The sequence below is a fragment of the Flavobacterium chilense genome (assembly GCF_001602525.1).
In the GTDB taxonomy this organism is placed as follows: domain Bacteria; phylum Bacteroidota; class Bacteroidia; order Flavobacteriales; family Flavobacteriaceae; genus Flavobacterium; species Flavobacterium chilense.
The window spans coordinates 313,410-334,969 of record NZ_LSYT01000006.1 but is presented as its reverse complement, the minus strand read 5'-3'; the positions used below and the strand labels follow the sequence as shown (position 1 = coordinate 334,969).

The 21,560-nt window shown below is 32.5% G+C and carries 24 protein-coding genes; 18 read left to right on the top strand and 6 right to left on the bottom strand.

Annotation, left to right across the window (positions count from 1 at the left end; genetic code table 11):
• The first annotated feature begins 1 nt into the window (after window position 1).
• The 12 genes from A4F88_RS15360 to A4F88_RS15305 all read left to right on the top strand — a co-directional run bounded on the left by A4F88_RS15360 (window position 2) and on the right by A4F88_RS15305 (window position 8,983).
• Window positions 2–712: a M949_RS01915 family surface polysaccharide biosynthesis protein gene (locus A4F88_RS15360; protein ID WP_068843525.1), complete on the top strand. Its 711-nt coding sequence runs from the start codon at window positions 2–4 to the stop codon at window positions 710–712.
• Between the two features lie 40 nt (window positions 713–752).
• Window positions 753–1,490, top strand: a complete 738-nt coding sequence (locus tag A4F88_RS15355) for a hypothetical protein (protein ID WP_068843524.1) — start codon at window positions 753–755, stop codon at window positions 1,488–1,490.
• Window positions 1,487–2,206: a PA3715 family protein gene (locus A4F88_RS15350; RefSeq protein WP_068843523.1), complete on the top strand. Its 720-nt coding sequence runs from the start codon at window positions 1,487–1,489 to the stop codon at window positions 2,204–2,206. Before A4F88_RS15355 ends, A4F88_RS15350 begins: the two co-directional genes overlap by 4 nt.
• Before the next feature lie 54 nt (window positions 2,207–2,260).
• Window positions 2,261–2,674 (top strand): DUF2947 family protein, encoded by a 414-nt coding sequence (locus tag A4F88_RS15345; RefSeq protein ID WP_082815783.1) that lies wholly within the window; start codon window positions 2,261–2,263, stop codon window positions 2,672–2,674.
• A 214-nt stretch (window positions 2,675–2,888) separates the two neighbouring features.
• Window positions 2,889–4,076 carry a COG3014 family protein gene (locus tag A4F88_RS15340; protein WP_068843521.1) on the top strand — a complete coding sequence of 396 codons (1,188 nt, stop codon included), beginning with the start codon at window positions 2,889–2,891 and terminating at the stop codon, window positions 4,074–4,076.
• Window positions 4,077–4,170: 94 nt separating this feature from the next.
• The gene (locus tag A4F88_RS15335) at window positions 4,171–5,229 is read left to right on the top strand and encodes a T9SS type A sorting domain-containing protein (RefSeq protein ID WP_068843520.1); all 1,059 of its coding nucleotides are present in this window, start codon (window positions 4,171–4,173) and stop codon (window positions 5,227–5,229) included.
• A gap of 173 nt (window positions 5,230–5,402) precedes the next feature.
• The gene (locus A4F88_RS15330) at window positions 5,403–5,729 is read left to right on the top strand and encodes an ArsR/SmtB family transcription factor (RefSeq protein WP_068843519.1); all 327 of its coding nucleotides are present in this window, start codon (window positions 5,403–5,405) and stop codon (window positions 5,727–5,729) included.
• Window positions 5,719–6,219 (top strand): SRPBCC family protein, encoded by a 501-nt coding sequence (locus tag A4F88_RS15325; protein WP_068843518.1) that lies wholly within the window; start codon window positions 5,719–5,721, stop codon window positions 6,217–6,219. Before A4F88_RS15330 ends, A4F88_RS15325 begins: the two co-directional genes overlap by 11 nt.
• 52 nt (window positions 6,220–6,271) lie before the next feature.
• Window positions 6,272–6,772 carry an SRPBCC family protein gene (locus A4F88_RS15320; RefSeq protein WP_068843517.1) on the top strand — a complete coding sequence of 167 codons (501 nt, stop codon included), beginning with the start codon at window positions 6,272–6,274 and terminating at the stop codon, window positions 6,770–6,772.
• Window positions 6,773–6,914: 142 nt separating this feature from the next.
• Window positions 6,915–7,781: an alpha/beta hydrolase gene (locus A4F88_RS15315; protein ID WP_068843516.1), complete on the top strand. Its 867-nt coding sequence runs from the start codon at window positions 6,915–6,917 to the stop codon at window positions 7,779–7,781.
• A 20-nt stretch (window positions 7,782–7,801) separates the two neighbouring features.
• The gene (locus A4F88_RS15310; protein WP_068843515.1) at window positions 7,802–8,488 is read left to right on the top strand and encodes a GNAT family N-acetyltransferase; all 687 of its coding nucleotides are present in this window, start codon (window positions 7,802–7,804) and stop codon (window positions 8,486–8,488) included.
• Between the two features lie 126 nt (window positions 8,489–8,614).
• Entirely contained in the window at window positions 8,615–8,983 is a 369-nt protein-coding gene (locus A4F88_RS15305; protein ID WP_068843514.1) for a nuclear transport factor 2 family protein, read from the top strand.
• A gap of 24 nt (window positions 8,984–9,007) precedes the next feature.
• Here A4F88_RS15305 and A4F88_RS15300 read toward each other — a convergent pair whose 3' ends face one another.
• A complete protein-coding gene (locus A4F88_RS15300) occupies window positions 9,008–9,319 on the bottom strand; it encodes a MazG nucleotide pyrophosphohydrolase domain-containing protein (protein WP_068843513.1) in 312 nt (103 codons plus the stop codon).
• A gap of 113 nt (window positions 9,320–9,432) precedes the next feature.
• Complete coding sequence (locus tag A4F88_RS15295; RefSeq protein WP_068843512.1) at window positions 9,433–10,917, bottom strand: YifB family Mg chelatase-like AAA ATPase; 1,485 nt, start codon at window positions 10,915–10,917, stop codon at window positions 9,433–9,435.
• Window positions 10,918–10,964: 47 nt separating this feature from the next.
• On the opposite strand from A4F88_RS15295, the gene A4F88_RS15290 reads away from it, so the two are divergent.
• The 4 genes from A4F88_RS15290 to A4F88_RS15275 are packed head-to-tail and all read left to right on the top strand — an operon-like array spanning window position 10,965 to window position 14,259.
• Window positions 10,965–12,746, top strand: a complete 1,782-nt coding sequence (locus A4F88_RS15290) for a recombinase family protein (RefSeq protein WP_068843511.1) — start codon at window positions 10,965–10,967, stop codon at window positions 12,744–12,746.
• 58 nt (window positions 12,747–12,804) lie between these two features.
• Entirely contained in the window at window positions 12,805–13,014 is a 210-nt protein-coding gene (locus tag A4F88_RS15285; protein WP_068843510.1) for a hypothetical protein, read from the top strand.
• 21 nt (window positions 13,015–13,035) lie between these two features.
• Window positions 13,036–13,620 carry a hypothetical protein gene (locus A4F88_RS15280; protein ID WP_068843509.1) on the top strand — a complete coding sequence of 195 codons (585 nt, stop codon included), beginning with the start codon at window positions 13,036–13,038 and terminating at the stop codon, window positions 13,618–13,620.
• 15 nt (window positions 13,621–13,635) lie between these two features.
• Entirely contained in the window at window positions 13,636–14,259 is a 624-nt protein-coding gene (locus A4F88_RS15275) for a hypothetical protein (protein ID WP_068843508.1), read from the top strand.
• Between the two features lie 57 nt (window positions 14,260–14,316).
• Here A4F88_RS15275 and A4F88_RS15270 read toward each other — a convergent pair whose 3' ends face one another.
• On the bottom strand, window positions 14,317–15,000 hold the full coding sequence (locus A4F88_RS15270; protein ID WP_245179135.1) for a recombinase family protein: 684 nt from the start codon (window positions 14,998–15,000) through the stop codon (window positions 14,317–14,319).
• Window positions 15,001–16,312: 1,312 nt separating this feature from the next.
• On the opposite strand from A4F88_RS15270, the gene A4F88_RS15260 reads away from it, so the two are divergent.
• The gene (locus A4F88_RS15260; RefSeq protein ID WP_068843505.1) at window positions 16,313–18,904 is read left to right on the top strand and encodes a hypothetical protein; all 2,592 of its coding nucleotides are present in this window, start codon (window positions 16,313–16,315) and stop codon (window positions 18,902–18,904) included.
• Between the two features lie 71 nt (window positions 18,905–18,975).
• On the opposite strand, the gene A4F88_RS15255 is transcribed toward A4F88_RS15260, so the two are convergent.
• Window positions 18,976–19,203 (bottom strand): hypothetical protein, encoded by a 228-nt coding sequence (locus A4F88_RS15255; protein WP_068843504.1) that lies wholly within the window; start codon window positions 19,201–19,203, stop codon window positions 18,976–18,978.
• A 43-nt stretch (window positions 19,204–19,246) separates the two neighbouring features.
• Complete coding sequence (locus A4F88_RS15250; RefSeq protein ID WP_068843503.1) at window positions 19,247–19,759, bottom strand: hypothetical protein; 513 nt, start codon at window positions 19,757–19,759, stop codon at window positions 19,247–19,249.
• 358 nt (window positions 19,760–20,117) lie between these two features.
• On the opposite strand from A4F88_RS15250, the gene A4F88_RS15245 reads away from it, so the two are divergent.
• On the top strand, window positions 20,118–20,819 hold the full coding sequence (locus A4F88_RS15245; RefSeq protein WP_068843502.1) for a DUF1963 domain-containing protein: 702 nt from the start codon (window positions 20,118–20,120) through the stop codon (window positions 20,817–20,819).
• Window positions 20,820–20,904: 85 nt separating this feature from the next.
• Here A4F88_RS15245 and A4F88_RS15240 read toward each other — a convergent pair whose 3' ends face one another.
• Window positions 20,905–21,543 carry an NAD(P)H-binding protein gene (locus A4F88_RS15240; protein ID WP_068843501.1) on the bottom strand — a complete coding sequence of 213 codons (639 nt, stop codon included), beginning with the start codon at window positions 21,541–21,543 and terminating at the stop codon, window positions 20,905–20,907.
• Window positions 21,544–21,560 lie beyond the last annotated feature (17 nt).

The following is a 21,560-nucleotide window of genomic DNA, read 5'->3' as shown; positions in this document are numbered from 1 at the left end:
CATGAAAAACATTGCAATTCTACTACTTACTATCGTTTTCTTTTTGGGCTGTAAAAAAGATAAAAAAGAAGAAAATACCGTTACTCTAAAAGAGGCTGCAATCAATGAAAAACCTTTTGTTTTAAAGATTCAAAAGATAGATTCAACACAATTTCCAGGTTCAATAAAATACGAAGGTTTTATAAAAAATGCTGTTCGCTGGAAAGATAATTTAGGCGATAATATTGTTATTACAACAGAAACCGGATATCATATCAATAAAAAATTCAAACATGAATTTGACAATAGTGCTGATGCCGAATTATTTGCCTATCATTATATAGTTTCAGGAAACGAGACAAAACAAATCTGGAAAGTTTATGATTTTATTGCAGATTGTCCAGTTGATCTTGACGTTTCATTTATTAAAAACACTTTTCAGATCACTGATTTAAACCATAATGGAGTTGCCGAAACCTGGTTAATGTACAAAACTGCTTGTCAAGGTGGTGTTGACCCGTCAAATGTAAAAATCATCATGTATGAAGGAAATCAGAAATTTGCCATGCGTGGTGAAAATAAAGTGCAGGTTGGAACTGATGACAATGGCAAAAAACAGTTTATGGGAGGCGAGTATAAATTTGATGAAAATTTTAAAAAAGCACCTCAGGTTTTCAAAGATTTTGCCCAAAAACTTTGGAACGAAAACGCAATGGGAAATTGGGACAATTAGCATAATACAGCTTTTTACAATAATTAATGATTCTCTAAAGATGAAACAATTACTACTATCCCTTTCCTTTCTGCTTATATTTTCCTGTAAAAAGAATGAAGAAAAACCGGATCCTAATATCATTAATAAAAACTTGCAAGATACCTTAAAGGCTGAAACAGAAAATGATGATATTGAAAAACCGGACACTTTAAGAATTAATTATCTCGAGCATAAAAACCTATTAGACATTCTTACCATTTTGCCAGACAGTTCAATGGCAAGCTGGGAATGGCAAAAAGCAGACAGAATTGAATATGTCCGGAAAATACAAAAAAACAACTATACACTCCCGTCAAGGGATCATTTTTCTAATATTGCACTTATACAACCAAACACAATTAGGATTGGAGTTGTTGACGGAAGCTGGATTTTGTCGATCTACAAAATAAAACCCAATAATTATATTGTACTTACTGATGATATCGTTGGTGATGGAAATCAGTTTATGGCATTCGAGTACTTAAACGGACAGTTAACATATATACCATTTAAAGACGTTTTTGACCACTTTTTAACGACTTTAATAATTGATGAAACTGATGAGAAATGCCTAGAATCATTTAAAGACAATTACATTGGTTTTGAATACGAATTTATTGGCACAAAAAAATTACACATTATAAATTCTTTACTCGAAGAATCGAAAAGCTGTTTTAAAGGAAATACTTTGAACTATGAATTTAATCCGGCAATCAAAAAATTCAATTTAATCAATATAGAAGATGTAAAACGATGAAAAAATATCTCTTTGCTTTAGTATTGTGTTTTCAAATTTCGTTTTCACAAAATGATGACCAGCTCAACACTGTTTTAAGCCAGCTCAAGCTAAAAGAAAGCCAAGTAAATATGGAACTTTTTACCCAAAAAGTATTACCATATGATAAAGATAAAAGTGTTTTGGTGATTCCTAAATATCAGGTCAATGAACAGGATAATGAAGGACATTCTTATTTTGTATTAGATGCTTATATCGTCGTAATCAACAATACAACAGGAAAAATAATTTGTAAATCTGTTGAACCAGGCGCATGGACATCTGATGCTTTTGTGTTAAGCGGCATTTCGATTGATACCGGATTATACATTCTTAATAAAACGACCAGAGCTTTTGGAATCAGGGTCGATTATAATGGCAGCAGTAAGCCCAATCCTTTTGGCGAAACTAATTTATCCTTGTACATTACAGATAAAAATTCTTTGAAACAGGTTCTTAAAAACTACACCGTTTCGAATTACAGCGGAGAATGGGATACCAATTGTGCAGGAGAATTTCAAGAAAGTAATTCGGCTTTTGATATGGACAAGGTTCAAACCCATAACTTTAATAATATTATAGTCAAAACTAAAATTGTCAAAACTGTAAACACTCCTGTAAAGGATGATTGTGTTTCTAAAGAAACCATTAAAAAAGAAACTTCAAAACTAATTTTTAATGGAAAAGAGTATAAATAAATACGAAGCTCTGGAAAAATTCTATTATTTTGAAAAGAATATTGTTATCCTGTCCTGGCTGTTGCTGATAAACCTCAAATAAAAGCTTTAACAGATTACTATTGTGCTCAACTTTGGACGGAATATGTTTCTGAAACCAAACATCACCTGATGCTTGTAAATGATCTCAAAGACTGGAAAATAAAAAATGAGATTAAAAAAGAATACAATTGGCAAGAAGACTGGAACAATAATACCATTGAAGCATTCGAAGAAAATGTAAAACCTTTGACAAACTGGAAAGCGGAAGACATTGTTTTCTTTTTCTGGAACAAATCTTCAGGGATAGAAACCACATGGAGTTTAATTTGTAAATACTGGATTTCGTTTTTATACGAAGATGAAGCCAATATTATAGTGAACCCTAAAAGCAAAAATGTGATTATTTTAAGTGTAAACGGGAGTTTGGCAATTGCCGAAAGAGAATAATAATTATATTTCTGCTACTGAATAATAATCGCCTGGCCTAGCCCCGATAGAGCCGGTATCCTCGTAATGAAATGGAGAGATAAAGGCGAAAGCGGGACTGAAGGTTGTTATGAAAACCGTTTTTTCTGCTTCATAAAATAAATTAAAAAAAGGCATAGTTGTTGAAAATTAAAAGAAATATATTTACACCTTCAAAATCAATGGACATTTTAGGATGAAAAAAATTACTATACTGTTTTCAATATTATTTTTAGCACTTTCTTCATGTGGCGTAAAAACCACTCAATCGCTTTTAAGCGATGGTGATTACGACGGCGCCATAAATCGTGCGGTTGAAGCATTGCGAACCAAAAAAGACTCAAAAGGAAAACAGGATTATGTGTATTTGCTTGAAGAAGCCTTTGCAAAGGCAAAAGACAGGGATATGCGTAATCTTGAAATGATGTCGAAAGAGGCAAATCCGGCAAATGCTGAGCGTATTTACAATACGTATTTACAACTTAATAATCGTCAGGAGAAAATAAGACCTTTATTGCCGTTGCCTTTATTGAAACAGGGAAAAAACGCCACTTTTTTGTTTGATAATTACTCTGATCAAATCGTGAGCAGTAAAAATGCGCTTTCGAAATATTTATATGAAAATGCTTCGGCACTTTTGAAATCTAATAATAAAATGGATTTTAGAAAGGCTTATGATGACTTTTTCTATTTAGAAAGTATCAATCCGGGATATAAAAACACCAAAAAACTGATGGATGATGCACAGTTTAAAGGGACTGATTTTGTAGATGTTTATGCAACAAACGAAACCAATATGGTGATTCCGAAAATGCTTCAGGATGATTTACTGGATTTTAAAACTTATGGTTTAAATGATAAATGGACGGTTTATCATAGTGCAAGACAAAAAAATGTAACGTACGATTATAGTCTGGTAATCAATTTTAGACAAATAAATATTTCGCCGGAACAAATTAAAGAGAAAGAATTCATTAAGGAAAGACAGGTTAAAGATGGTGTAAAAACATTATTAGACAGCCGCGGAAGACCCGTTAAGGATAGTTTAGGAAAAGAGATCAAAGTTGATAATTACAGAACACTACGTGCTAATATATACGAATTCAGACAATTTAAATCTTGTCAGGTTACAGCAAAAGTAGATTATGTCGATGTAAGAACCAATCAGTTATTACAATCGTTTCCGGTAACAAGCGAGTTTATTTTTGAGAATATTTACTCCACTTATAAAGGAGACAGAAATGCCTGCGAAGACAGTTATGCCAACTACTTTAATAAACGCGCTGTTCCGTTTCCGAACAACGAACAAATGGTTTATGATACAGGAGAAGATTTAAAAACCCGAATTAAAGACATTATTGTCAGGAATAAATTTAGAGGATAATTTTACAGTAAAAGCCCTGGATAAAAAAGTAATTTAATTCTTCTTAATTTAATTTAAAATTCTATTTTTACTGAAATTTAAGTCAAATACATATATGAAAAAAATTACTTTTAGCTTATTATTAGCTCTTTCTTTTTTTAAAACTACTGCACAAGTTAGTTCTTATGAGTTTTCTCAAAGTGTTGGTACTTATACATCAATTAAAACTGGTACTATTTTAGGAGTTACTAGAAATGAAGATTATTATTTTGTAGGTTCAGCTCTTGGTGGTTCAGTACAAACCGGACCAGGATTCCCTATAGGCTTTGATTTTACTTTTAACGGAATTGTTTTTGACAGAGTAGGAGTTTCAACTAACGGTTGGATTTCATTTGGACAAAGTTCACTTACTCCTTCAGTTGATATGGGAACGACTCCAAGCACGCACTTGTATTCTATCTTATCATCTACTTATACTTCAAATCCTCCTTATTTAAGAAACAGAATTGCTGGATTACATGCTGATCTAAGCGGGGTCATTAATCAAAACATACCAACCTTGAATTCAAGTTTAAGAATTGCAACCATTGGAGTCGCACCTAATCGTTCATTGGTTGTACAATGGGAAAATTATAGATACTACTCACCTACTGACTCTAGTTTTGATTTTCAAATTATATTACATGAAACGTCAAATATAGTCGATGTTGTTTATGGATCCATGCAATTTACTTACTCTGGTTCGTCTTGTCAAGTTGGATTAGGTGGTACTGATAGTACTGATTATAATATCAGAACAACCGCTGGAAACAATAGTTGGAACTCTACAGTTGCTGGAAAAAGTGTTAGTTATACTTGTTCTACAAATCAGTCAACTATTAAACCAACATTGGGTACTACATTTTCATGGAAACCAAAAACTTTAAGCACACCAACTTTCAACTTAGCAGAACTTACTGTTTATCCAAATCCTGTGACAAATATTTTAAATTTAAATTACCAAAACAATATTGAAAACATAAAAATATTCAATGTTCTCGGTCAGGAAATAATTAATAAAAATATAAATGCAAGTAGCGACCAAATTGATATGTCACAAGTAGTGCCAGGAACCTATATCGCAAAAATTTCAGTCAACAAAGCTGTACAAACTTTTAAAATTATAAAAATTTAATTTTTCCTTTTATTGATTCAAACATCATAAATAATACATATCCAATTTATAAAAGACGCACCTAAAATGCGTCTTTTTTCTTTTAAGTTAAAAAAAATCATAAAAATTTATTGCGCAACCAAAAAGTTGCGTATATTTGCAACTGATTAGTTGCGTAATTCATATTTAAAAAAATGAAAAGAGATATTTTTCAGGCAATTGCCGATCCGACCCGAAGAGCAATTTTAGTTTTGGTTGCGACCAATGCATTAACGCCTAATGTTATTGCTGAGCAATTTAATACGACCAGACAAGCTGTTTCTAAACACATTAAAATTTTAAATGAATGTGAATTACTGGACGAAAAAAAATTGGGCAGAGAAATTTACTATCAGCTCAAAATCGAAAAAATGAAAGAAGTAGACGAATGGCTTGAACAATTCAAGAAAATTTGGGAAAGCCGTTTCAGCCAACTGGATCAAGTATTAATGAATTTAAAATCTAAAGAAAATGGAATCTAATCTTTTAATGAATTTTACTGTTGATAAAGAAAACAAAACGGTAAACATAAAACGTGAGTTTAATGCTTCTTTGTCAGATGTTTGGTCAGCCTGGACAGAAGCTGAAATATTAGACCAATGGTGGGCTCCTGCCCCATTTAAGTCTCAGACAAAAAGTATGGAATTTAAGGAAGGCGGACGAAGATTGTACGCTATGGTTGGTCTGGAAGGCGAAAAACGCTGGAGTTCTTTTGATTATACTTCGATTTCTCCAAAAACAAATTTTAAATACGCTTCTACTTTTTGTGATTCAGAAGGGAATCCAAATTCAGAATTTGCAAGTTCGTACTGGAGTGTCTCTTTCTCTGAAGAGGATAATTCGACATTTGTTGATATTGCAATTAAACGAGACAGCTTGTCTGAGTTAGAAAAATTAATTGAAATGGGCTTTAAAGAAGGAATTACAGTTACGATGAAAAGTCTCGATAAAATTTTTGAAGCAAGAAAATAAAATACAATTCGATAAATAAATTCAAATAGTAATAAACCTAAAATCTAATAATATGAAATCTAACCTTTTAATGAATTTTTCTGTAGATAAGGAAAACAAAACTGTAAATGTAAAACGTGAATTTAATGCTTCGCTGGATCATGTGTGGTCAGCCTGGACAGAAGCTGAAATACTGGATCAATGGTGGGCTCCTGCTCCATGGAAATCTAAAACAAAAAACATGGATTTTAAAGAAGGCGGACAAAGACTTTATGCTATGGTGGGACCAGAAGGCGAAGAACACTGGGCTCTGGCTGATTTTACTTCGATAACTCCAAAATCAAATTTTAAATACCTGGACGCTTTTGCAGACAGTCAGGGAAATATAAATAAAGATTTTCCACGTTCTGACTGGGATGTAAGCTTCTCTGAACAAGGAGATCTTACGGTTGTTGATATTGCGATTAGACATGATAATTTAGCCGATATAGAAAAAATAATAGAAATGGGCTTCAAAGAAGGATTTACAATGGCTCTGGAAGGTCTGGACAAGGTTTTTGCTTCAAGAGCCTAATACATCTTTTCAATTTTATTTATACCATCCCGCCTCAGATAAGGCGGGATTTTTTTTCAGATTTAATTCGTATTTTCGTTATAAATAAATCCTCGTTTAACCCCAATAAAAAAGGCCTTTACAGCTTATTAAATACCCAAAAATGAATAAAATTATCACACTTAGTTTATTGCTTTTTACTTCTGCTCTGCTTTTTAGCCAGACTAATAAATCAAAATCGACCGAAACCACAAAACCTTTTGTCCTGGGTGTTATCGATGAAATTCAATCGAAAGAACTGGGCGAAAAAAGAATCCTGAACATTTACCTTCCTGAAGGCTATAAAGCCGAAGATGCAACCAAATATCCTGTAATTTATTTGTTGGATGGTTCTGCCAATGAAGATTTTATACATATAGCAGGTTTAGTACAATTTAATAGTTTTGAATGGATCAATCAGGTTCCGAAATCAATTGTGGTAGGAATTGCAACTGTAGACCGAAGAAGAGATTTTACCTTTCCAACAACTGTTGAAAATGATAAAACCAGATTTCCAACAACAGGGCATTCTGATAAGTTTATCGCTTTTATCGAAAATGAATTACAGCCCTTTATTGATAAAAAATACAAAACAACAAATTCTAAAACCATTATTGGACAATCTTTAGGCGGATTATTAGAAACTGAAATCCTACTGAAAAAGCCAACTCTTTTTAATAAATATGTTATCGTGAGTCCAAGTATCTGGTGGAATAATGGCTCAATATTAAATCTTGACAGTGCAATTTTTCAGGAAAATTTCAGTCAGCAAACGGATATTTATATTGCCGTTGGAAAAGAAGGACTTACACCTACACAGATTCCGAGAGTTATGGAAGTAGACGCTAATTTGCTTGCAGAAAAAATCAAAGCTACCAAAAGCAAAAACATAAAAGTGTATTTTGATTATTTCCCTCTTGAAAATCACGGTACGATTTTGCATCCGGCAACTGCAAACTCTTTTAAATTCTTTTACCCAATTAAGGAATAAAGCACACAACAGATTTGGAAATGAAAATTACAGAAGAACACAAATTAAACAATCCGGTTTGGAATTCGTTGTTAGAAACTCATAAAGCATTTGCAGTTGATTATAACGGAACTCTATTTTACCATCCTGATTATGGTCCATTTGGAGGTTTTATACATCCCGAAACCACTAAAGAAGCCACAATTAAATATGCAGCATTAACCGAAAATTTCTTTATTGTTGGTGAAAGACCTGAATTAACTGATTCCTTAAAAATAGTTAAGGAATTAGTTTGTCTTCAAATGGTTATTGATGAAAAAATTCGACTGGAAATCGAAACTGAGATTGTAAAACTAACAGATCAGCATTATGAAGAATTACTGAATCTTGTTAATCTGGTTCAGCCCGGATATTTTAAAAACAAAACCGTATTACTGGGAGATTATTTCGGAATTTTCAAGGACAATCAGTTAGTTGCGATTACAGGCGAACGAATGAAAATGGATCATTATACAGAAGTAAGTGCTATTATTACTCATCCGGACCATACCGGAAAAGGTTATGCCAAACAATTGATTACACATGTAGTGAACAGAATATTCGATCAGGACAAAACTCCGTTTTTACATGTTGTTGAAAGCAATTTGGGAGCTATAAAACTCTATGAAAAATTAGGTTTTGTTACACGACGAAAAATGAGTTTTTGGAATGTGTCTAAAAATCTGTAATTGATTTTTTAATTTCAACTTCAAAAAATTTAATCAACTAAAGATCAATATTTTGATTAAAAAATAATTTAAATTCTTAAATTTATAAAACTCAAAAAATTTCGTAATCATTCTTAAAAAATAATTATGACACCAAATAAACAAACCGTATACGAATATATGAACGCTTTTCAGGTAAGTGATCATAAAAGAATCCTGGATTGCCTGACTGATGATATTGTTTGGGAAATGCCCGGGATTTATCAGCATATTGGTAAAGAAGCTTTTGACAAGGAAATCGAAAATGACAATTTTGTTGGAAGTCCTACAATCCAGATTATAAAACTGGTAGAAGAAGACGATATTGTAATTGCCGAAGGCACTGTACAGGGAAAAATGAAAAACGGTAATACTTTAGATGCCGTATTTTGTGATGTTTTTGAAATGGAAAAGGGTAAAATAAAAAAACTTACTTCTTATCTCATGTCAAAAAATGCAAGTCTAAAATTTGAATAAGCTTAACAGAAAAAATCCCGATTATTATCGGGATTTTAAATAGGAAAACCATTTATCTTCCATAGATTTTTCAAGATCAATGTTATGATGATTCGCAAACAATAAAATTTGCCCAAGAACATCTGCCAGTTCATTTGACATATTCTTTTTTAATTCGTCTTGCGTTAGATTTCTGTTTCGTCCTCTAAGTGTGTAGGAAAGATAATTTTGAGTCAACTCCCCTATCTCTTCATGTAATTTTAAAATATACCAATCCTCATCTCTTTTTATATTACAGTTTTTCTCATACTGATCTGATACCATTACCACTTTTTCTGTTAATGTCTTTAAGTCCATAAATTTTTATTTGTGCAAAATTATTTTGGGTGATATATTTTTCCAATATACTAATATTTCAGATTCAATGAGCTTAAAAATTAGCTTAGAGTCACTAATTAAATTTAGAATTATTACCCTAACCAGCCGTCACGATCCAGGCTTCTGTACTGAATAGCTTCTGCAATATGTTGCGAAATTACGCTTGGTGCATCATCTAAATCTGCTATTGTACGGGCAACTTTCAAAATTCGATCGTAGGCACGTGCAGAAAGATTCAGTCGCTCCATAGCCGTTTTTAACAGTTCTTTGGATTGTTCGTCGAGTACACAATATTCGCGGATTAATTTACTGCTCATTTGTGCATTATAGTGTACATTTTCTATGTTCTCAAATCGTTTCGTCTGAATCTCGCGTGCAGCAGTAACTCTCTTACGAATTTCTACACTGCTTTCTGCCTTTCGGTCATCGGCTAATTTCTCAAACGGAACCGGCGTTACTTCAATATGAATATCAATTCTATCCAATAATGGTCCTGAAATCTTGCTTAAATAACGCTGCATTTCGTGTGGTGATGAAGTATTGGGCATGCTCGGGTCGTTAAAAAAACCACTCGGACTTGGATTCATACTTGCCACCAGCATAAACGACGAAGGATAAGTTACCGTAAATTTAGCACGCGAAATGGTTACTTCACGATCTTCCAGCGGTTGTCGCATTACTTCGAGAACATCTCGTTTAAACTCCGGTAATTCGTCCAGAAATAAAACACCATTATGTGCCATCGAGATTTCGCCCGGCTGCGGATAACTTCCTCCGCCTACAAGTGCCACATTCGATATTGTGTGATGCGGACTTCTAAAAGGACGCTGATTCATTAATCCTACTTCTTTCAGTTTACCGGCAACACTATGAATTTTAGTCGTTTCTAAGGCTTCACGCAAAGTCATAGGCGGTAAAATACTGGGTACACGTTTGGCCAGCATTGTTTTTCCGGCTCCGGGCGGACCAATCAGAATAATATTGTGACCTCCGGCAGCGGCAATTTCCATACAACGTTTTATACTTTCCTGTCCTCTAACATCTGAAAAATCAAATTCAGGAAAATCCAGTGTTTTATAAAACTCGGCTCTGGTATCAATAACTGTAGGTTCAAGTGTTCCTTTTCCGGCAAAAAATTCAATTACTTCCTGCAAATTTGTAACTCCATATACGTCTAATCCTGTTACAATAGCAGCTTCTTTTACATTTTGAACAGGAAGAAAAAATCCTTTGTAACCTTCTTCTTTTGCTTTTATTGCAATGGGTAATGCACCGCGAATAGGCTGCAAACTTCCGTCAAGCGAAAGTTCTCCCATAATGATATATTCTTCGATTTTGGGCGCTTTAATCTGATCTGAAGCGACTAAAATTCCCATTGCCAGAGTGAGATCATAAGCAGAACCTTCTTTGCGAAGATCAGCCGGAGCCATATTAATCGTGATTTTTTTTCCGGGTAAACTTAATCCGTTGTTTTTTAATGCAGCAGCAATTCGGTAACTGCTTTCTTTTATCGCATTATCAGGCAATCCAACTAAATGATAACCAATACCTTTATCCATATGTACCTCATTTGTTATTTTAAACTAGTAGGTATATATTTGCAATATTCTAAAAACTGTACAAAATGGACAAAGTGGCAATATACGCAAGGGTTTCAACTGCTGACGGTAAGCAATCTTATGAAAGGCAAATACAAGACCTTACAAGAATCGCCTTACAACACGGATACACTAACGAGCAAATAGATGTATTTGCGGAAATGGTCAGCGGATACCAAAAGGAACGTCCCGAAATGATTCGGTTGTTAACCACAGTCGAAAATGAACCGCAAACATACAAAATTATCTACTGTACAGAGATAAGCCGTGTAGGTCGGAATCCAAAAAATACACGTGAGATAATTGACAAGCTAACCGAGTTAAACATACCGTTATGGATTGATAGTATAAAACAAGCTACAATCGATAACAGCGGGAAAAGAAACATCATTGTTAGCATCATATTACAGGTGCTAATGGAGTTCAGTGATTTGGAAAGTGAACAAATGAAAACAAGGATGGCAAGCGGTAAAATGAAGCGAGCAAGGGAAGGGAAAACATCCAATAGCGTACAACCATACGGTTATACAAGCGATTCAAACGGTTATGTTATTATTGATGGAGATGAAAGGTTAATCATTGAACAAATATTTGAAAGTTATCAAAGTGGAATCGGAACACGTATAATAGCGCAAACTCTTAATACTATGCAAGTGCCAACCACACACGCAAAAAGAAACCCAAACAAAGTATATAACTACAATAAATCAATACCAACTATTGAGGGCAATGAAATCAAATGGACTGATGTAGTAGTACGACAAATATTAATTAACCCAATTTACAAAGGTGAGCGAAAGTATAAAGATGAAATAATAAAAGTTGAACCAATAGTAAGTGTTGAGGTGTTTGACTTTTGTAACGAATTACTTAAAACAAAGAACACAAGAAATATATTAACCAAACACGAATATCTACTTAAAGACCTTATTCGTTGTGGGTGTTGCGGACGTGTTTATATGGGGCGTTATGTACTTGGTGGCGATGCCGTTTATCGATGCACTTCAAGTCTTAAAAAAAGATGTAAAAATAGAAGTATTAACATTAGCTTAATCGAAACCATTATTTACAGTTTAATCCTTAATAGTGATGCATTATTAAAAACGCTAGAGAACCCAAACGAAATGTTAAACCAAATTAAAAAAGAACTAAAGCAAAATGAACAGCTACTTAAAAATGAGGAAAAGGAATTAACTGCAAAACAGAAACAACTTGAAAACCTTTTAACAACTATGACACTTTCGGCAAACCCAAATTTTAGTTTATATACAAAGTTGGAAAATGATATATTAACTCAGATTGATTTGATAAAGAACAAAATTGGACTTTTAACGAAAGATATTTTTTCAAAGACAACAACTATCCAAAACTTCAATATCGAAGCAACAAGTAGAGATATGATAGTCAAAGCACAACACAACCGACACGAGTTAAAAAATATATTCAAACAGTTCGTACAAGGAATAGTTATTAATGATTTAGGAAACGGCTATATATTGGCAAACCTAACCATTAAGATTAACGGTGTACCTTACACCAATCAAAGACTAAAATTATTTGTATTTGCAAATGGTGTTCGTAAGTATGGTGGTCGAAATGAGAAAACATACAAATATCTTTCAGCACTTCATCTTATCAACGACCCAACCTATAAGAACAACATACTCACGACCGAGATACAAGACATAAAAGAAGAGTTTGAGTATTTGGTAGAACAGTCAAAAGATACTACGGGATTAATACCTATACTAAAGTTCTACAACATACCAAGAGAAAATCGATTATATATTAATGAATGTGATTTATAATTTGGAAATAATGAAAATAATTATTAATCTTTGTTAAATAACCAAAAAATAAAATAAAATGAGTAAAGAAAGTATCGAGATATTAATAGAAAATGTAGAATCAATTGAAAGAGATTTTGAATCAAAAGTAGATAGCAATAACTTAAGTCATTCTATAAATTCTAGTTTGATGACAATAAAACTTGCTAAGACAAATCCAAATAATGACGAAGAAACTTTAAATGATTTAGAATTAAGACTTTCAAATATTCTATTAAAATTACAATAAAAAAAGAAACAATAATAAGATATGGAAACTACTGAAACTACAAAGGCATTAACACCAAAGGAAAAAAGAATTGCTAAATTAATAGCAGATACAGAAGCTAAATTAAAGCAAGATATTGCAGATATTGAAAATGAAGAGGAAGCAAAAGAAGCACGCAAGGAACTAGAAAAGAAAATCAAAGATGAGAAAGCAAACCTAGAAGCTACTCACAAAGAATACATTAAGGATTTTGAAAAAGAGTATGGAGTTAAGTACAAGCAAGACGCTATACAAACTGACAGTACCGACCTAAAAAGACTTACTGTACAAGAAAAATGTGAGATAGTTGAAAAAGAAATGATAGACGGTAAACCAAAATACAAGTTAAGTGATGACGGTAAGAGTATTATTGGTGCGAAAGGAGAACCAATTAGAAGTATTATCAAATTTGATGACGAGTTTAAAAATAAACAAACACTTGGCGTAACTACCTATTACAAATACTTAAAGCCAAATGTAACGAAAGACGAACTTGATAAATTATTTTCAAGAAAGGATATTGTAATTGATAAATTAAGGGATGGAACACTTACTGATGAAGACAAAAGACTATTAAAAGGCAACTAGGCTAAAAATTTAAATATGAACTTAAAGCCATTCAATTTCATTGTTGAAGAAAAATTAAATTTGGGTGAAAAAATAACGTATGAAGATGAATTATCTTCTTTGGAATGGCAAAAAAAACGTTTAACAATACTGAAACGTGATAGCAATATTTGCACTAACTGTCTTGAAGTGCCAACCATAGTAAAAAATAGAATTCATTGCAGGGAAAGTACAGAACAAGAAGAAAAGGAACAGAAAATTAGTATGCGAAAAGCTTATGATGATTTGTTACCAACCATAGAAAGTATTGCAAATGCATTAGGTTTGCCAATTCCTGAATACACAGAGAATCTTGAATACGAATTAAAACCTGCCGATAAACCTGTAATTTTACACGTTCACCATAAATACTATATACAAACCTGTAGAGCTTGGCAATATAATGACGATGCATTAATAACACTTTGCAGTACTTGCCACCAAGATACACACGACAAAAATAAAATTCCCGTTTATAGTGATGAATCTATGACAGAACAACTTAATCTAACAAAATGTCCTAAATGTAATGGAAGTGGTTATATGGATGAATACCATTACTACTTAAATGGTATTTGTTTTGGTTGCAATGGTTATAAATATTTAGAACTAATACAATGACATTAAACAATAAAGGCTACCATGTGGTAGCTTTTATTAATTATGTATGATAATTAATTACTGATTATCTAAGATTCGTTTAACTTTTTGTACAGTAGCCAAACTAACATTACTTATGCTAGCTACTTTCCTCAGAGATAAATCGGAATGATTATTAAGTGTTTTAACAACTACTTTGTACTTTTCTAACACTTCACTATCACTAGCACCCGAACCTTTAACACGACCTTTAAATTTACCTTGTGCCACTGCAATTTTGATGCCTTGTGCCTGAGCTTCCTTTATATTATTTCTAGTTAATTCAGAAACGTTAGCTAGTACATCTGTTATCATTTTAAATATTGGGTTAGGTTTACCATTAACAAATGATTCAATACCAAGATTATCAACTTTCAAATTAACACCTTTAGAATTTAGGTAGTTAATAACCGTTTGTATATTATATGCATCTCTTCCAATTCTATCAATACTTTCTACATTCAAAGTTGTTACTAAACCCGCTTCAATATCCTTAACTAGTTCACTAGCTTGCGGACGTTCATTAAAAGCAACAGCACCGCTAATAACATCGATGTAAACCTTTTCATTAGATTTTTGCTTTTCTTGTCTTATGGTGTTTTGTGTACCGCTAGAGATTCTAATATAACGACATTGCATAATTGTATCTTGTTTTGTTGAACAGAGCAAAGCTAAATTATTAATATGATGTATGCAAATAAAGTATACTTTTTTTGCGGTCAAAAAATAACACATTAAATAATGGATTAACTAGGTGTTGAACTGTATTTTTACAACCACCCTAAATACATACACTTTTAAATGAACTATGTAATTGAATAAACAAAAATAGGATTTAGACTTTTGTTTTTTTTATACGTGCTTGTTCTTCTTTTATAGAGTTAACAAAAGTTTTTAGATACTATTGATTAACAACTAAGTAGCAATTTTACCTATCTTGAATTTCGAAAGCATTTTCTACACTTTGTTTGTACGACCATCCATTATAAACTACTTTTTTAATACTATTAACCGTGATTCTCTTAAAATAACAATTGCTTTTACAGGCAAATGTACATCCCGAGAAGAACAAAAAGGAACAATAAACAGCCAAAATCTATCCGAAATTTTACCGAACCTATACGAGTGTACATATACGCCCCCCCCCCCGATGTACACATATAACTAGCGGGTAACTCGACCAACCAAAACTTAAATTCTTAACCTAGGGGGGCGGGGGCTAACGAAAAGCAAACGATAGCCGAGTTGGTACTTGCTCCTTTCCTTTTTTTGTTGCCGTCCTGACAGTTTTTCTTTATACACATCTCGTCAGGACGTTATCATTATTTTTTGAATAACCTAGCAATTACAGTACTTAGCAACGCTTTAAGTATCCGTACGCTGAGGTCAAATTATCACATCGCCCTCACAGACGACTCAAAAATCGCTTACAACACACCGTAACAAAATGTTATGAACGTAACAAAAATATTAAATTATGTTAAAAAAATTGAATTCACTTGATTTTTTTTCTATCGTGAGTATAATTGTAATATAACGAAAGGAAAAAAATTTAAAATCAAAATGAGTGAACCAAAAAAGAAATGGGGTCTAAGTGTAGAACCTACAACATTAACACTACAGGAGCGTAAAGATGCAATGCTATTCTTAGCATTTCTAAACATCTTTTATGACTACAATAACGCATTAAGAATGTACAAGGATTATTGGTTAGATACAGTCCACCAACTACCAAGTACAAGTAGTGATAAGTACAACGGAATAAAGCAAACAAGATGTTTAGCGATGCGTAGGATTAGGAAAGTTTACATTGATTACATCGCTTTAAACTAAAAACAAAAAGAGCGTAACTACTTGTTACACTCTTCAATATTGGGTTTGAGATACCTATAAAATAATGTTCATTTACTGATTTTAAATCTTGTTAGTAGTAGCTAACAACAATGAGCAAAAGACTTAATTACCTATTAACAAATATACTTCTTTTTTCTAAAAAGTCAAATTGTTAGTTAAGTCATAAATACCAAATATAAAGGTGTTAGAGAATGTTAAAACAATTAAATTTAATTCAAAATATGTAAGCGGAACAGCTAAAGAGTTAATAACAAATTTCGAAAGAAACACATACATAATAAAAGGTAGTACGGGTGTTGGTGGAACAACTGCACTACTTAACTACACAGAATCGCACTGCTTAATCATATCGCCAAACGTAGGAATGATTAAAGGCAAAGAGGGCAAACAATACACTAGCGACCGACAAGTATTCATTTATGCAAGTTCAAAGGACAAATGGAAAGACGTTGGCGATTATTTAGATAATGAAGACAATAACAACTTAATCATTAACACCACACCCGACCAGATTTGTATAATAAGAAACACCAACAAAGAACTATATGACAAGCTACGCACTTTCAATGTATTTGTAGATGAGTTTCATGTTTATACAACTGATGCAACGTTCCGAGATAGTGTAGGTCAGTTAATGGAAATCATATTCAACGAATGGATAGCCAAATTTAAGTTAAGTACTGCAACACCAAACTACAATCTATTTGACATACCTAAAAATATCAATATTGACATTTACAAGATTGAACGTGCCGACCAACCAAAGAAAAAACTAGCCTACTCATATGATATTAACGATGTAAAACCATTTATCTATGACGAGGTGGCTCAGGGTCGTATGGTTGTGTTGTTCACAAACAATAGTCGTTATCATAAATCATTCAAGGATTTAAAAGTACATAACTTAACAGGCGAAACACTAAAGGTAAAACTAGCACCATTCGAACGTGGTCAAGATGGTATTAACTTTGCAAGTGATACACAAGTACTGATAGTTAGTAGTTCATACTATGCGGGTTTTGACATCGACGTAGATTGCAGTATGATATTTGTTAGCGAGGAACTAATGCCACAAAACAAGATTAACATTAACAACCTGATGCAAGCGTACGGACGTGGACGTGCCAACATTCACAATGCACTATACATTAACGCTAGAGCATTCAAAAATCAACCTAACATAGTAACTACACTTAACGATGTAAACAAAGCAATAGCAATTGCGGAAAGGAGCATTAACGAAGCAACCGAGAACTTAGAACAAAATACAGGTTACAGTTTAAACGCCTTATACGTTAACCGTTCTCAATGTAGAGCCGAAGCAATCCAAGTTGCGAATGACTATGTACAGTACACGCCAAGTCTTATGGTTAAGACACTTAAAAGTAACAACTTTGAGGTTGTTGAATATGACAATACTTATGTTAATGACATCGTTATACAAAGCACTACGACACTATTTCAAGAAAGAATTAAAAACCTACTACAACTAGATGAAAAGAGTTTGGTGTATAGTTATCTAACAATCAAAAAGAACTTAACATACAAAGACAATCCATCGTTTACGACTAGTCTAGCACTTGAGTACTTAACAAGCATCTTAATCAAAAAAAGTGATACTAATTTAGTTAGTATGCTAGACAATAAGCGATTAAAGGCAAATGAACTGTATGGTTCTTTCAACTTGTTTTTAAGAGTTAACCATCCTACTACATACTTATATGAACAACTAACGGACGTACAACAACGTAAAGCAGAAAGCCTACATAAGCAAGAAAAATACAATGAAAAGCTAAGTGGTAGTTGGTTGTTAATCAAAGAATGGTATTTGTTGTATGCGGTGCATAAAGCCAAAAAAGGAACACTGCCGACCAACATTGAACGCGAAATACTAATCTATAAATACTTTTATGATGAGGACATTTATAACGCAAATACATCCGACAAGAAGAACCGCATACGTACAACAACTACCCATATAGTTAAACAAATAAAGGATGCAAAAGTAGTACTTAATGATACTGAAATAATTTGGCTAAATAATGTGATTAAGAATAGATACAAAACGTTAGATAGTGGCGAAACATTAACCAATACAAACACCAAAGAACACCTAGTTAAAAAGATGGTTCACGCTTTGTTATTCCTGTGGTCAGGTGGTAAGAATGAAGTTGTCAAAGAAGTTAAAAACAGAGAGTACCATTCAATAACACAGCTACCAAGTGCATTTAGATGTATCGTTCCGATTAAGTATCTTAGTGTTGACTTAACTAGTGCTAATCCGCAAATTGTAGATAGCATTTTAAATACAGGGCTCGCAATGGATGTGTATAAAAACTTAATGAACAAACGAAACATAACAAGGAATGAAGCAAAGAAAATGTACAACTCTTGCTTAAACAATCATAAGTTAACACTTACTAAAGCGTACGAAATATATTTGGATGCTGGCTATGGAGAGATGAAGTCAAAAGAATTAAGCAAGTTAACAGCACAAGTTCCTAAAGGTTCATTCTATGAAGTTATGACCCGAAACGAAAAGAAACTAATAGATAACTATTCTAGTATACTGCCAATCAAAAACTATAGGTTTCACGATGCAATCATTATGGAGTATGAGGATGTACTTAACTACAACATAACACTACCAAACTATGTGAATGATTATGTTTACCATACGGATTTTTTTAACGATGCGAGTGATTATACTAATGTAACAAATGAAAAAGTACTAAGTACAAATGGATTCGTACCCAACCATAAGGTAGCATAAACCAAAATAACCATATATGAAATTTCGATATATGGTTATTTCATTTATAATTCAAAGTTAACAATTCAACATTAGTGCATTCTATTAGCATATTCAAATCCATCGTCACTTAAAGTTACTACATTTGAGTTTAAAAAAACAAAGTAACCACTATCTTCGATATATTGAATTGCTTCCGTAGTATCGAACTTTGGGTCACCAACAATATCTTTTATCTGTTCTGCTAAAGGGATTTTAGCACCCATTTTAATTCCTTTAAATTTAAGTAGCAACTCGTGTGTTATTTCTTCATTATTCATAGTGAAACAATATTAGTATGTATTAAAATTCAAAAATCAGATTTTACTCTTTATAATTTCGAGTATTCATAAAAACAACACTTTGATTACCTAAGGTCATACCCATCATTTTACGTCCATTGTGAAAGTACACATTAACTTCTTTATTATTGTCAGACGTGGAGGTGTATACGTAGCTATCCATACCTTTTATTATACCTAAGCTTACTGGATGAACAAGGTTAATTTCCACACTTTGACCATCAGGTGTATCAATAATTATTTGTAATTCATCTTTTTTACCATCAACAAAGAGTACATTCACTTCTGCCTTAGTAACAATTCCATTTGAGTAAATATAATGATACACTTCAAATTGTTCATCAGGTGTAAGTTCTACTTTTTCAACATTTGTATTTTCATATTGAACTACAGTATCGGAAGAACTTTTTGAGTATTGTTCTGAATTCGGGTCATACTCATATTTTGGTTCTGTAGTTATGTTGCTTTTTTCTTGTTTACCACAAGAATAAAAACATATGATTAACATTAATAATACTGTTGTCTTTTTAATCATCTTAGAAAATTTTAGTCTTACAAATCCATTATTTTTATCAAAGTCAAATGTATTAATATTTTAATACAAATCATCTTAGTAATTAAATTATCGACCCGACCGTGATTATCATTTCAAAATCCTATTTTGATTATTTTAATACCAACTAGTCTATAATTGCCATTTCGACTGTAATAGTCGTTGCTTCCACTCCAAAAACGGCACTTCCGTAAACTTTTACTAACATATTTGGTCTTTATTGAAAAGTAAAAGTATCTAATTTGTGAGAAAAAAAAATTATTTTTGTAAATATTTTATTACTTTAACATTTTATAAAATTATCTCTTTTATAAGATTTTAATAATAAGTAAACTAGACAATGGAGGACATTCAAAACATAAAAATCAAGCTTGCAAAAAAAGCAACTGAATTTATCACAGGTGGATTCAAACCGGAAAATTCTATTACTGAAAGCTGGATTGGGAGAGTATATTTATATCATCAAGATGAAGAAATTCCTTTAGACAATAACGGAAACCAGATGCTTCCTCTCTTTCAGTTGTGTTTTGATCAACTGCCTTTTGTTCCTGAAATTCTACAGGAAACCAAAATCATTACTGTATTTATTGCTGAGGATTTCCCAATGGATTTAACTCCAAATGGAAATAATTGGGTTTTACGGGAATATAAGAACACAGATCAAATTGTTATTAAAGATTTAGAGAACAATACCTCATTTATAAAACCATTTCCATTATCACCCCAATTAATCGAAGAAGACTTTCCTGTTTGGGAAGATGCTTCAGGAGTTTCAGATGAAATCACAGACAAAATACTTGAACTGGAAGACTCCGGCACTATTGGCTCTTATTACGATTTTTTTGAAAACAGCTATGGTCATAAAATTGGAGGATATGCAAGTTATTGCCAGTCAGGAATTGATTATGGAGAAGATTTTGAATTTGTATTTCAGATTTCTTCTGATGAAAAAGCACATTTAAACATTATAGATAATGGCAATTTCTATTTTGCCAAAAACAAAAAAACCGGAGAATGGCTTTACTATTGTGATTTTTATTAATTTAAAAAATAGCAAAAGTCTACTCTAAAAAAATAATCAAATTGAATTAAGAAAGGTTTAATTCAATTTGATTTTTAATACAAAATTAGAAGTCCAAAATATTTTCCAGTTCTACGATACACTTTCTATTTGGAAGGGTTTTAGGAGATTTAGCGAGCTTTTCAGCAAGAATGTCTGTTGGTAAAGGACTGAATTTTTTCAATATACCAAAACTATTTAGCATTTTTAAAACAGAAATAATAATACGTTCGTCTCTGCGATCTGTTTCTTTCCGTAATAAACTTGCCGGTCTGAAAATAATATACTGATTGAAGGAAAGCTTTTCGATATCTTCTTCCAGTTTGCCCTTTATTTTAGAATAAACGACTTTGCTGTTTACTGAAGCGCCATAGGCTGAGAGAAGTACGGTACGTAAAATATCCCTTTTTCTGGCAATTTTTGCAAAATTCAATGGGATTTCATAATCAATATGCCATTGATTTGCTTGCGATCCGGCCATTTTTGAAGTTGTACCAAGACATGAAAACAAAACATCTCCATTGATAAATTCAGTTATGCTTTCTAAATTTTCAAAATCAGTTAAAATTTCTTTTAATTTAAAATGATTCGTATTACTTGTTTTCCGTACAAAAGCTACAATTTCGGTATATTCCGGATCGTTTAATAATACATTTATCAAGTCTTTTCCCGTGGCTCCTGTAGCTCCAATTACTAATGCTTTCATAGGTTACTTTTTTATAA

Coding starts and splice junctions, on each gene's coding strand:
- A4F88_RS15360 (WP_068843525.1), top strand. CDS start 2: ATGAAAAACATTGCAATTCTACTACTTACTATCGTTTTCTTTTTGGGC.
- A4F88_RS15355 (WP_068843524.1), top strand. CDS start 753: ATGAAACAATTACTACTATCCCTTTCCTTTCTGCTTATATTTTCCTGT.
- A4F88_RS15350 (WP_068843523.1), top strand. CDS start 1,487: ATGAAAAAATATCTCTTTGCTTTAGTATTGTGTTTTCAAATTTCGTTT.
- A4F88_RS15340 (WP_068843521.1), top strand. CDS start 2,889: ATGAAAAAAATTACTATACTGTTTTCAATATTATTTTTAGCACTTTCT.
- A4F88_RS15335 (WP_068843520.1), top strand. CDS start 4,171: ATGAAAAAAATTACTTTTAGCTTATTATTAGCTCTTTCTTTTTTTAAA.
- A4F88_RS15330 (WP_068843519.1), top strand. CDS start 5,403: ATGAAAAGAGATATTTTTCAGGCAATTGCCGATCCGACCCGAAGAGCA.
- A4F88_RS15325 (WP_068843518.1), top strand. CDS start 5,719: ATGGAATCTAATCTTTTAATGAATTTTACTGTTGATAAAGAAAACAAA.
- A4F88_RS15320 (WP_068843517.1), top strand. CDS start 6,272: ATGAAATCTAACCTTTTAATGAATTTTTCTGTAGATAAGGAAAACAAA.
- A4F88_RS15315 (WP_068843516.1), top strand. CDS start 6,915: ATGAATAAAATTATCACACTTAGTTTATTGCTTTTTACTTCTGCTCTG.
- A4F88_RS15310 (WP_068843515.1), top strand. CDS start 7,802: ATGAAAATTACAGAAGAACACAAATTAAACAATCCGGTTTGGAATTCG.
- A4F88_RS15305 (WP_068843514.1), top strand. CDS start 8,615: ATGACACCAAATAAACAAACCGTATACGAATATATGAACGCTTTTCAG.
- A4F88_RS15300 (WP_068843513.1), bottom strand. CDS start 9,319: ATGGACTTAAAGACATTAACAGAAAAAGTGGTAATGGTATCAGATCAG.
- A4F88_RS15290 (WP_068843511.1), top strand. CDS start 10,965: ATGGACAAAGTGGCAATATACGCAAGGGTTTCAACTGCTGACGGTAAG.
- A4F88_RS15285 (WP_068843510.1), top strand. CDS start 12,805: ATGAGTAAAGAAAGTATCGAGATATTAATAGAAAATGTAGAATCAATT.
- A4F88_RS15280 (WP_068843509.1), top strand. CDS start 13,036: ATGGAAACTACTGAAACTACAAAGGCATTAACACCAAAGGAAAAAAGA.
- A4F88_RS15275 (WP_068843508.1), top strand. CDS start 13,636: ATGAACTTAAAGCCATTCAATTTCATTGTTGAAGAAAAATTAAATTTG.
- A4F88_RS15255 (WP_068843504.1), bottom strand. CDS start 19,203: ATGAATAATGAAGAAATAACACACGAGTTGCTACTTAAATTTAAAGGA.
- A4F88_RS15250 (WP_068843503.1), bottom strand. CDS start 19,759: ATGATTAAAAAGACAACAGTATTATTAATGTTAATCATATGTTTTTAT.
- A4F88_RS15245 (WP_068843502.1), top strand. CDS start 20,118: ATGGAGGACATTCAAAACATAAAAATCAAGCTTGCAAAAAAAGCAACT.
- A4F88_RS15240 (WP_068843501.1), bottom strand. CDS start 21,543: ATGAAAGCATTAGTAATTGGAGCTACAGGAGCCACGGGAAAAGACTTG.